Here is an 11,727-nt window from a genome sequence, read left to right on the forward strand (position 1 = left end):
TGGTTATACTTCTGCAATTGTTTGCAAACGGATACAGACCATGACAGAAGCTGCCCTCGCCCCCGAAACCCCGCACGCTCCGTCTGTTATTCGGCTGCTGCTCGGCAAGCTGGGCATCGCCTACGAAGAAGTCCTCGACCATCACGGCCTGAACGCCGCGCGTAAAGTGCAGGCAGTTTTGCTGGACGATGCGGTCGGCGCGCTCATGGTGCTGTTCCCCCAGAGCCAATTGCTGGACCTCAACCGCCTCGCCGAACTCACCGGTCGCCGGTTGACCGCTGTATCCACCGAACGCCTGGTAAAAATGCTCGGCAAACACAGCCTGAGCCTGCTGCCCGGCCTGCCGGCGCTCACCAGTTCGCCGTGCCTGTATGAAGAAAGCCTGCTGCGCGAACCGACGTTGCTGATCAACTCGGGCGAGCCGGGCGTGCTGCTGGAAATCTCCAGCGACGATTTCAAAACCATGCTGACCAAGGCCAGCGCCGGCAATTTCGGCGAAGCCGTGAACCGCATCCGTCCAAACCTCGACCGCCCCGACGATGACCGCGAGGAAATCACCCAGGCCGTGCAAGCGTTCACCGCGCGGCGCATCCAGCAGCGCCTGGAAGAGACCATCGAGATTCCGCCGCTGGCCGAAACCGCGCAGAAAATCATCAAACTGCGCGTCGACCCCAACGCCACCATCGACGACATCACCGGCGTAGTGGAAACAGACCCGGCCCTGGCCGCACAAGTCGTCAGCTGGGCGGCGTCGCCGTTCTACGCCTCGCCGGGCAAGATTCGTTCAGTGGAAGACGCCATCGTCCGGGTATTGGGTTTCGACCTGGTGATCAACCTGGCGCTGGGCCTGGCCTTGGGCAAAACCCTGAGCCTGCCCAAAGACCACCCGCAACACACCACGCCGTACTGGCAGCAATCGATCTACACCGCCGCCGTCATCGAAGGCCTGACCCGCGCCATGCCCCGCGCCCAGCGCCCGGAAGCCGGCCTGACCTACCTCGCCGGCCTGCTGCACAACTTCGGTTACCTGCTGCTGGCCCACGTGTTTCCGCCGCACTTCTCGCTGATCTGCCGCCACCTGGAAGTCAACCCGCACCTGTGCCACAGCTACGTGGAACAACACCTGCTGGGCATCAGTCGCGAACAGATCGGCTCATGGCTGATGCGCTTCTGGGACATGCCCGACGAACTGGCCACCGCCCTGCGCTTCCAGCACGACCCAAGCTACGACGGCGACTACGCCGAATACCCGAACCTCGTCTGCCTGGCCGTGCGTTTGCTGCGTAGTCGCGGGATTGGTTCGGGACCGGATGAAGATATTCCGGATGCGTTGCTGGAGCGTGTGGGGCTGACTCGCGACAGAGCCAACGACGTGGTCAGCAAAGTGCTTGAGGCTGAAGTGCTGCTGCGTGAACTGGCTTCGCAATTTAGCCAGGCCTGAATGCAGCCATAAAAAATGCCCCACACTTGATCGAGTGTGGGGCATTTTTTTGTGGCGAGGGAGCTTGCTCCCGCTCGACTGCGCAGCAGTCGCAAACCCAGCCACCAAGGTGTGTCAGATGCAACCGAAGTCTCAGGGTTTGGGGCCGCTTCGCAGCCCAGCGGGAGCAAGCTCCCTGGCCACAAAAGCCCTTTGACCAAAGACCTGCGTCAAGCTTTAGCCTTCCTAGGCTTCAAATACTTGGTCAACCCCTGAAACCAGATCACCAACGCCGGGTTGCCCTTGATCTGAATCGACTTGTCCTGAATCCCCGTCATAAACGCCAACTGCTTGTTCTTCGCCTGCATCGTGGCAAAACCATACGCCGCGTCTTTAAAGGCAATCGCAAACGCCGGCTCGGCATACACACCCGACTTGCTGGTAATGCGCTGATCCTTCACAAAGAAATGCCGCGCCACCTTCCCGTCCAGGGTCTGTAGCTGAAACACCAATGCCTTGTCACCCAACTGCTGCTGAAACGCAGGATTAGTCCGACTGGCCTTACCCATCAACAAACCCAGCATCCACAGAAGAAAACGAAATTTCATGCGCACAGCCTCAAGAGAAAAGTGAACGGCCGGCGCAGTGTAGCGGCTTCAAGCCAGAACGCCACCGTCGGGTTGCGTTAGAAGAAGATGAACCGCTTTTCCCGTATGATGACCGCCAAGTCACGCTTTCCCCGCCTCCACCTTGATCGTTCCCACGCTCCCGCGTGGGAATGCATCCCGTGACGCTCCGCGTCACTTCCAACACCCGCCCTACACCTGAAGAAACACATTCCTGTAGGAGCTGCCGAAGGCTGCGATCTTTTGATCTTGATGCCCTCAAACTTCTCGGACATTTCCTTCAAAACGCCGGGCTGTCCATGAACTAGGCAGCTTGGTCCCTCATCGATAACCTCTGTTCGTCACCGCAAAATCGGTGACTCGGACGTGCAAGTCCAGAATCGGCACACAATCGGTTATGGCTATTCATCGAGCGTTTTCTTATGCTCGCGAATCGTTATGGCGGCTGTGTGTGGGAGACCTTCGGGTTTGCCGGTTTGCCGATTCCGGTCTTGCACACCTATACACAGCTGCCACCTCATTCGAAGCGCAAGCGAAACGGTGTTAGCTCCTAATATCGGTACTATTTCAATGATCAAGCCAACACCGAATCCTCCTGAAAACCCAGCCACATCCCCCTACGAATCCTTCGATTCCAGAAAACTCCACGAAGCCGCCGAACGCGCCCTCGACCACCATTTCGCCCCACCACCCAACGAAAAACCCAAACGCAAAGGCAAACTCTTCACCGTCTCCCCCGACATCGACACCGAAGCCCTCCTGGCCAACGCCTCAGAAGACCTGCTGTCCATCAGCGCCATCGCGGCCAACCTGGCCGATGACGCGGACGGTGCACGGCGCTCCTTAGCCTTGGCGCTCAGCAGATTGGCGGATGGGGTCCGGTTGTTGGTGGAGCGAGCGCTGGATCATATTGATTCGCCGAATCCGGCGGAGCATCGGGCGAAGGCGTAGCAACTTCGCGAATAGAGAACGGGGGGCTTCGCGTCCCCCTTCTTGCTGAACCAAAATCGCACCGAGCCTCAATACGATCGACCAGTTGAACGTCCCCTTCTTCAACGTTTATATCTGCCCAGCGAAATTCACAGACAGTGGCTAGCCTTTATGTCTGAGCCTTGCGAAACCAAGCGCTTCACGCTGTCGCTACCCTGCGGGCTACCTTTGTCAGCTGACAACTGATAACAGGCCAACGCCCGGGACATATCCTTCGTTCCCAACTCGCCACTCTCAAAAGAAGAAGCCAGATAGTTAATCGCCTCTGAGGATCCCATGGAAACCGCGCGAATAACTTCCCTTTCTGCCTGCTCGGGGTGCAGGCAAGGGCCGTTATAGTCAGTGGAATTACCGTTACAAAAATAAGTGGCATAACCCAACGCGCCGCTCGGTGTCGTCGATGCCGCTTTAAACAGAGCCTCAAGCTTGCTGGTTTCCAACTGAGGTGCCATCTGCGAAAGACTCAAGCTTGCCGCCGACAGACTCGCCTGTGGATCACCCGACTCTGCAGCACATACATAATTTTCCAGGGACGCTTCATGCAACTCTTTAGTCAGCCGGTATTGTTCAAGCGCGCCTAAACCACCCAAACCCTCCGCACGTTGATAGCAGAAATTCTCGGCACGGCTCATTCCGGGTTTACTGGATGCAACAAGCTCCTTCTCGCTTATCGACCAATCCTCAATCCCCACCAGCGCCCAGCACGACTTTTTAGAAAAGTTAAAAATCTTGATATTGCTGTTACCGGCCCGTTTATCCACAACGTTCATGTGAGTGTCGTCGACCGTTTCGATCTCAACCCCCTCAGTCTTGCCTTCCATCGCAGCCATCAACGGAAACGCCAAACTCGAGCCTGTCTCAGCAGTAATTTGCGGTTCAAAGCGACCAGGGTCCGAAGTCCGCTTCAACACCAGTATTTTTACCGCCAGCGCGGTTAGACGTTTCTGGGACTCAGTACTGGCAGAGAATGCCGGCAGAAACTGAGCAAAGTTCTGGGATGGACACGAGACACCTGATCCACGCCCAACAGCGGAGCCACTCACGATGTCGGGCGCAATATTGTCCAGAAAGACTATGCGCTCTCGGCTCATTCTTGCGATGCAATTGTTCACCGTCGCTACATAGACGGACGTGCCAGGCTTAATCTCAAACGCTTCGAGCGGACAATTCGCATCGCGCAGTTTTATCCACACACGCTGTGCTTCTTTGACCTTCGCCGTATACGCCGCCCCTGTGTCGGGTTCGGCTTGATACTGCGTTTCGAGTCGAGCCATCAACTGGTGGTAACTCGTATTCAACTGAGAATCGGCAGCGTTCTTCGCGACATCAGAACACCTATCAACTTGCTCGCTTATGGTGATCTCGTTGCAATCATCCTGCGCAAACGCAGTGGGCAAACCTAGGAGGCCACTAAACACTACTCCAACAATTAGCCTGATAAACTGATTCATCCCAATCATCCTTGTAGTTTTCTACAGATCCCTTCGTAAGGGGTTATGGCGTATTAAGGTGCTTCTTTACGTAGGCCTTTATCGAGGCCGCATCTTTATAAGCAAACGTTTGTGGCACACCCTCACTAAAGCCATCGATCCCGCTCAAGTACCTATTAGCCTGAATCAATTGATTGGAGATCAACCTACCATTACTACTTCGTGCATAAGCATAGACCTGATACAGAGTACCGTAGGTACCAATGCCTCTACTGTTAATTTCCCAAGAAACCAAAACAAAGACATTTCTTACACCCTGAACCGGATAAAAAAATATCGACTCGACCTTGGGTGACGAACCAGCAACATCATATTTATAAACTAACTGTCTAGCCGATACTCCATCGTTGTTTTTCACGTCGAGGACTAAAGACACGGGATACTCTGCATCTCCCGTGTCCAAAACCGATAACTCCGCATTTTCGACAATAGTTATTTTATAGGGCCCATCTACTACCGCCCCCCGCAGATAGAGGCTATCATCCTGAGCCACGGAGACTCTACAGAGCATAAACACTAATAATAAAAAACAAAATTTACGCATCGAAACAACCTGTTTAAACAAACAATGGAAACCAAACACTCGACCTTGATTTATTCAGGTTCTGCGCTTCGGAAACCGGGTTACGCATTGCTTCGGCACGTTCATTTCCCAATAAGTACTAATCAGCGGTTCCCGAGTACAAAAAAGGGGACCACAATTATTTATCGACGGATAAACCTACCTCGCAAATAAATCCGTAAATAAATCAGTCCCCTTTTCGCTAGCCCCTCAACATAACGATATGAGAGGAGCAGCCACACTGCAGGTACCCCTCCGCCAATCACAAGAGTCAAAGGCCAGGGTACGTTATTTTTTTTGCAAAAGAGCTTTCATCCACTAAATCTCTTTTACTCACACCATACTTATTAATTAAATCTTCACGCGACCCTAGGGACCCAAAAGAGCGAAATGAATTACTATAAACGTAGTTTACCAACTTCCCATCTACCGAATAGTAACCATGCCACTCCGGGCATGCACCGCAGCCACCGTAACCGCCGATGGAAATCAAGCTTCCCTTACTGCCCTTAATGCAGGCCATCGAAACAACTACGTTTGAAAGAATTTTCACTGTAGATCCATTACTGGTCAACTGCGATACTTTTTCGATTTCCCGACGATTTTCCTGTCCATTTATTTTAATTATTTGATCTATACATACTGGAAGACCGCTGTGGTCTTCTGATTTTGCTACCGTCTCACTCTGACAAATAGATACAAGCTCTACTTTGGACCCATCACATTCCAAAATATCTATTTTTTCAGATAAACTGGAATTAGGTGCAGAAACTGCCATTGCCGAAACACAGAAAAAAGTTACAAATCCAGCCAAATACTTCTTATTGAAAATCACAAGAATCACTCCATCAAATCAGCAATAAACCCAACTTTCATTGGCAGATCAGTTTCACCGGACAACTCTTGACTGACCATATTGTTATACTCAGCCACAACATCCTCTAACTTTACCGTGGGCTGACCATAAGGAGATCCAGGAAGGCTTGCCCACTCTTTATTACATTTTTTTATGGCTGCTTTTATATCCCCACGCATAATTTCCGGAAGCGCGTCCCTACGATATTTTAAAATAACAACACAATATCTATCTTGCATCTCTGGAGTAAAATCGGTAATACCGTGTTCCTCCCGGAGCTTGATGATGCCAGGGTCATCCCAAGCATACCTCATGACTTGATATGCTCCTGCAGCAGATGAAGAAATAATCTGGCCTGTCTTTTTTACGGTCTTTTCCATAAGAAGGCGCGGATGATCTGCAAATGTTTTTCCATAGTCTTTAATGAAAGACTCTCCACCAAACAAATGCTCGTACCCTTCTAGACCAATAGTTCCTTCACCAATTTTCAGCATTCTCAAGAAAGCACGAATTCGCGCTTCCTCAAGGGTCATAACATGAACCTTCTTTAAATTATCGATAAATGCTATTGGATGGAAGTGATAAATTGACTTTGGCAAGGCGACCTGCATAGCTCCTGCCATTTCGTCCCAAAAGACAAGTTTATCTATTCTTTCTTGCTCGAGTTTCAATACCGCAGGAGTGTCTACAAGAAGCTCCTTCAGCCTGGCCCACTTCGCCTCAGATGATTTTGCCTGCCATTCCGTAGGATGATAGGCAATAAGTTTAGCCCAACGACTACGCAGGTCTGCGTCTCGAAGTGCCGTCTGTAACTCTTCGACAGTTACATTACCGTCGGCCACGCCTTTACTATCGATTTCGGAGTAGATTTTCTTAAAAAAATCCGGCATCGCATCAACATCTAAAAAACCATCAGAGCTTTCATCACTTTCTTTAACGATACTAAATCCTAGCTTTTCCCAATCATGCTGACTTAGAATGGTGGCACCTTCTTTCTTCAAGAAGCCATCCAATGAAAGCGACTCGCTTTTAATCGACAACCCAAACCATTCTTTCCCACTTGAATCTTTTGAAACTTTCGCCTTACTTACAGGAAAAATGATCTTTTCTGTAACAGGTGATAGTTGCGGAGAGAAAGATACCTTGCCATCCACCTCAGACTTTTTATATAAATCAGTTCCCACATCGAGTACAAGGTGCTGATTCCCACTCATCAATTCCTTCGGATTCTTCACAAGAGTGGAAATATCATCACTACTAAAAACTTCCAGATGAACCTGATGTTTACTTAACTTTCCGCCAGCGGGGCCGGCAAGCACTTCATTCAAACCAAGGTAGCCGATCGGATCTCCCGCTTTTATAGGTATATTTGTAAGCACAACATTATCAAAATTTGTGGGTGTAACAGGTTCCCAATCAACAAGATGATTGGGTTTAACATTTTCCACGCAAACCCAGAAGGCAGGTGGAATTGCGCCACCCTTTTTCAAGCCAGTAGGAACCGATGAGTTACTCGGAACAAACGTACACTCGGCCATCTTCATAAGTTTGTCTTTCACATACAAGTTCAGAACTTTTTCGCTATCAAACTCAATAATACTGGAAGCGCAAAGAACCATGTCGGCACTGATTTTATCCCCTGCTTTCGCGCCATTGACTTTTGACTCAGGAGGATTTCGTAACTGCAGACCTTTTGCAGCGACCCTAGCCCTAATTTTACCCTGCCAATATACTGGCCTTAGCCTTTCAACTTTCGCCTTGGAAGGATAGGCTGAAAAAGGCAACAAATGCATATAAAGACTGAAAAACGTCATTACACTTTCTGATATCGCATCACCTATTTCATTAGGCTTCCCCGGCGCCTTATAATCATGCCTCACCAAACAAAATGAACTTGAATACTTCAAGTCCACTTTGGAGTCACCCTGCTCGAATTTAGACGTTACGTAGTTTTCATTTAAGCGATATGCGACAACAACCCCATCAGCAATACATCGAACAGGCTGTTCCTCTAAACACTGAGGCGCACCAAGTTCACTTATATGAATACCACCATGCCAAAAATTGTGCCCTCCCAAAAGATAGTTTCCAGAAACTTCTTTTTCCAGCATGGAGTAAAACTCATCCGCAGTTTCGTATTGGCGCCCATCTGCCTTCCGGACAGGGTATTGGAAAGTCATGACCGGTGAATTCGTGGCCTTTGGCTCAGACTTCGGAGTTGGCGCAGGCGATTCCGCCGTACCATTTCTATACTCTTCTTTAGCCCTGAGGAATTTCGTTGGGATTGGCCAATAGAACGCTGGATCCTTAGTACCGAAATAGGTAAATGATGGTCCTTTTTTTGTTTGAGCTCCGAAAAACTTTCCCGCTGTACCGGTTGAATTAACTTCCTGGACAATACCAGTATGGAATAGTTTATCACCTCCACCCAGCGGAGTCTCATCAATCCAAAGGGCAATATCCCCCTTCTTAACGTCCGGAGGCACCACAGCTGTGTAATAAGAAGAGTCCACCATCACACGTGTATCTTCATACGGAATTTTGTAGCCAGCGCCTGTCAACAACAAATTAACCATATGTGAACAATCGATTAGTTTATTGCCGGCGGCATTAGTCTTTATGCCATCGCCACCCATTTTGTACACATAGCCACGGTTCTCGTAATTACCCGTTAAATCTAGTGGTTCTGTCATTTCTGCTTCCTGCAAATTAATAGCAATGGCTAACTTCAGTCGATTCAGCGGTTTGCGACTTTAATCTGGTTGAATTATTCAGGGCGATTGTGTTTCCTTTACTGGCGGCCAAGCGATAGCAATCCTTCGCTCTGGAAGTATCCTTGGTCACCAACCTGCCTTCCTCAAATGTCTCACCCAGTTTGTTCATAGCATCGGGTGAGCCCATGGATGCGGCGCGAATCAACTCCCGTTCTGCTTCTTCCGGATGCTGGCAAGGACCCTCAGGATCCGTGTCATTGCCATAACAGTAAAATGTGGACAGCGCGGAAGCTCCACTTGCAAGAGTGGTGGCTGCAGCCTTGAATAGCGCCTCTACCTTGCCTGTCTCCAACTGCGACGCCATTCCAGAAAGACTCAAACTGGCAGCACTCAAACTCGCCTGGGGATCACCGGAAGCAGCCGCACAAACATAATTTTCCAACGAAGCCTCAAAAAGCTCTCCTGTCAGAGGATACTTTTTCAGTCCACCAAGTCTTCCGAAGTTTCGTGCGCGTTGATAACAAAAATTCTCAGCAGTACTCATGGTTAGAGTACTCGCTACCACAAGGTCTTTCTCGTTGATCGACCAATCTTCAATCCCCTCAAGTACCCAGCATGCCTGACGAGAAAAATTCAAGATCTTTATGTTGCTGTTACCCGCGCGCTTATCCACAACGTTGAAGTGCCTGTCGTCGACCGCTTCGACTTCGACACCTTCTGTCTTGTCCGTGGCTACGGGCGCCATTAGCGGAAACGCCAAATTGGAGCTGCTGACTCCCGTCGTTTGCGGCTCAAAAACCCCATGCTCTCCCACCGGTTTCAAAACCAGCGACTTCACAGTCATCGCAGTCAACCGCTGCTGGGTTTCAGCATTCGCAGAGAACGCCGGAAGGAACTTGGCAAAATCCTCAGACGGGCACTCATCCGCATAAACGCTGCCATGAAACAGGCTCAGCAGCAACGCGGTGAAAACCGCTACAGCGAAGCCATTGCTCTTCTTCAAAACACCATTCATGTCGATCACTCAGAAAACACAAAAAAAGCCTTCGGCTTAACCTTCTCAGGCACCGCATTCCCCAACGCCTGATCCATCAAACTCCCCGCTTTATCCTTATCCGCCGCCCCCGGTAGCACCGGTGGTTTAATCCCAATCCCGGTCCCCGAGCCCGCCGAACCACCCGCATTAATCTTCACCACCGGCCCAACCACGGTCACACCACCGGCATCCAGCTTGATAAAACTCCCCCCGGCCTTAACCGTGAGCTCCATCCCGGCCTCGATAACAATCTTGTCCCCAGCCTTGAGGTGAATCTCTTTCCCCGCACTGGTCAGCTGCGCAGTCCCCAACTTCACATGCTGGTTCTGCCCAACCGTCAGGTGATCATCCACCCGCACTTCACTCTTGCGATCAGCAATCGTGGTTCGATGTTCCTCAGCCTTCAGCTCGGTGTAGGTGTTCTTCACCACCGTATCGTGGCGTTCATTCCCCACCCGAATCTTCTGGTCGTGCTCGATGTTTTCATCCCAATCCCGCTGGGCATGAATAAAGATCTGCTCCGCCCCTTTCTTGTCTTCAATCCGCAGTTCGTTGTACCCGCCGCCCCCCGGTGAGCTGAGGGTTTTGAACACGGTGCGGGTTCTGTTCGCCGGCAGTTCGTAGGGAACCTGGTTTTCCTTGTGGTACAGGCAACCGGTCACCAGCGGTTGGTCGGGGTCGCCTTCGAGGAAGGTGACGAGCACTTCCATACCGATACGCGGGATGGCGATGGCGCCATAGCGGTCGCCAGCCCAACTCGAAGAGACGCGCATCCAGCAGCTGGTTTTGTCATCCGCCAGGCCTTCGCGGTCCCAGTGGAATTGCACTTTGATGCGGCCGTATTGGTCGCAGTGGATTTCTTCGCCTTTGGGCCCGGTGACCATGGCGGTCTGGCTGCCGAGGACGCGGGGTTTGGGGTGTTCCAGGGCGGGGCGGTAGAAGACGTTCCACGGGGTGGCGAGGAAGCGGTTGCGGTAGCCCTGGTGGAAGTCGTCTTTGTTGTTGGTGGTGTCGCTGGTCACGGATTCTTCGAGCACTTGCGGCTGTTTGCCTTCGTGGACGATTTCGGTGAGTAGCCAGAGGTCGTTCCACTCGGTGCGCGGGTGGTCGGAGATTTCAAGGAAGTGGCCGCTGGCGAGGGTGGTCTGGTCGCCATGGCCTTCGGCTTGCTGGTAGTCGGCGCGGTGGCGTTCGAGGGCGCGTTGGCTGAGGAATTTGCCGCGGGCGCGGTCGAGGAAGCGGCCGGGGTAGTCGTAGTCTTCGAGGTCCGGTTCGGTGCTTTCGCCGTCGGGTTTATAGCTGGCTTCGAGTCGCAGGTTGGGCTTTTCGAAGTCGTAGTCGCGGCGGGTGACGCGGCCGGTGCGGGTTTCCAGGCGCAGTTTGAAGCCTTTGATTACCGGTTCGTCGGCGACCATGCCGCTGCCTTGTACATAAGCCGTTGGCTGGCCGAGTTTGGGGAACACGGTCTGGTTGTCGCCGAACACCAGCAGGTGGGCTTTTTCGCTGTGCTGGAAGTGGTAGTGAATACCTTCCTCTTCGCACAGGCGCTGGACGAAGTGCAGGTCGGTTTCGTCGTATTGCACGCAGTAGTCGCGGTCCGGGCACGGGGTGTTCAGCTGGAAGCGGTAGGCGTTGCTCTTGATGCCGTGTTCTTCGAGGATCAGCGCGATGATTTTCGGCGCCGACATCTGCTGGTAGATGCGCTGGTTGGTGCGGTGATGCAGGTATTGCAGCTGCGGCACCAAGGAGACTTTGTAGCGGGTCAGGCGCTTGCCGGCATCGCCTTGGGCGACTCGGTAGATCTGGCCGTGGATGCCACTGCCTTTCGGGTCGAATGCGAGGAACGCCTGCTTGTGCAGGAGCTTTTCCAGGTCCAGGTCCGGGTTTTCGCTGACCAGTTCCAGGTCGAAGCGATACGGCTGGCTGATGCCTTCGGTGCCGGTGAACGACAGCACTTGCAGGTCGCCCACATAGTCTTCAACGGTCAGGCTGAAGTGCGTTTCGTTAGCTGGGTTGAACATAAAGTGCTCCCT

9 protein-coding genes are annotated in these 11,727 nt (G+C 51.9%); 2 read left to right on the plus strand and 7 right to left on the minus strand.

Annotation, left to right across the window (positions count from 1 at the left end; genetic code table 11):
- The first annotated feature begins 40 nt into the window (after nucleotides 1-40).
- Nucleotides 41-1,441, plus strand: a complete 1,401-nt coding sequence (locus tag AC1RQB_RS02735; RefSeq protein WP_063342125.1) for an aminoacyl-tRNA deacylase and HDOD domain-containing protein — start codon at nucleotides 41-43, stop codon at nucleotides 1,439-1,441.
- 209 nt (nucleotides 1,442-1,650) lie between these two features.
- Here the strand turns inward: AC1RQB_RS02735 and AC1RQB_RS02740 are convergent, their stop codons facing one another.
- Nucleotides 1,651-2,028 carry a hypothetical protein gene (locus tag AC1RQB_RS02740; protein WP_063342124.1) on the minus strand — a complete coding sequence of 126 codons (378 nt, stop codon included), beginning with the start codon at nucleotides 2,026-2,028 and terminating at the stop codon, nucleotides 1,651-1,653.
- A 588-nt stretch (nucleotides 2,029-2,616) separates the two neighbouring features.
- On the opposite strand from AC1RQB_RS02740, the gene AC1RQB_RS02745 reads away from it, so the two are divergent.
- Nucleotides 2,617-2,997 carry a DUF6124 family protein gene (locus tag AC1RQB_RS02745; protein ID WP_063342122.1) on the plus strand — a complete coding sequence of 127 codons (381 nt, stop codon included), beginning with the start codon at nucleotides 2,617-2,619 and terminating at the stop codon, nucleotides 2,995-2,997.
- 128 nt (nucleotides 2,998-3,125) lie between these two features.
- Here AC1RQB_RS02745 and AC1RQB_RS02750 read toward each other — a convergent pair whose 3' ends face one another.
- The 6 genes from AC1RQB_RS02750 to AC1RQB_RS02775 all read right to left on the minus strand — a co-directional run bounded on the left by AC1RQB_RS02750 (nucleotide 3,126) and on the right by AC1RQB_RS02775 (nucleotide 11,715).
- Nucleotides 3,126-4,487 (minus strand): lysozyme inhibitor LprI family protein, encoded by a 1,362-nt coding sequence (locus AC1RQB_RS02750; RefSeq protein WP_063342121.1) that lies wholly within the window; start codon nucleotides 4,485-4,487, stop codon nucleotides 3,126-3,128.
- Between the two features lie 43 nt (nucleotides 4,488-4,530).
- The gene (locus AC1RQB_RS02755; protein WP_241824470.1) at nucleotides 4,531-5,019 is read right to left on the minus strand and encodes a hypothetical protein; all 489 of its coding nucleotides are present in this window, start codon (nucleotides 5,017-5,019) and stop codon (nucleotides 4,531-4,533) included.
- A gap of 340 nt (nucleotides 5,020-5,359) precedes the next feature.
- Complete coding sequence (locus AC1RQB_RS02760) at nucleotides 5,360-5,923, minus strand: hypothetical protein (RefSeq protein ID WP_241824469.1); 564 nt, start codon at nucleotides 5,921-5,923, stop codon at nucleotides 5,360-5,362.
- 5 nt (nucleotides 5,924-5,928) lie between these two features.
- A complete protein-coding gene (locus AC1RQB_RS02765) occupies nucleotides 5,929-8,637 on the minus strand; it encodes a glycoside hydrolase family 24 protein (protein ID WP_063342119.1) in 2,709 nt (902 codons plus the stop codon).
- A gap of 16 nt (nucleotides 8,638-8,653) precedes the next feature.
- The gene (locus AC1RQB_RS02770; RefSeq protein ID WP_063342118.1) at nucleotides 8,654-9,673 is read right to left on the minus strand and encodes a tetratricopeptide repeat protein; all 1,020 of its coding nucleotides are present in this window, start codon (nucleotides 9,671-9,673) and stop codon (nucleotides 8,654-8,656) included.
- 5 nt (nucleotides 9,674-9,678) lie between these two features.
- Nucleotides 9,679-11,715, minus strand: coding sequence for a type VI secretion system Vgr family protein (locus AC1RQB_RS02775; RefSeq protein WP_063342117.1), 2,037 nt, complete (start codon nucleotides 11,713-11,715; stop codon nucleotides 9,679-9,681).
- Nucleotides 11,716-11,727: the final 12 nt, after the last annotated feature.

This window comes from Pseudomonas sp. GW822-FHT02E03 (genome assembly GCF_058802325.1).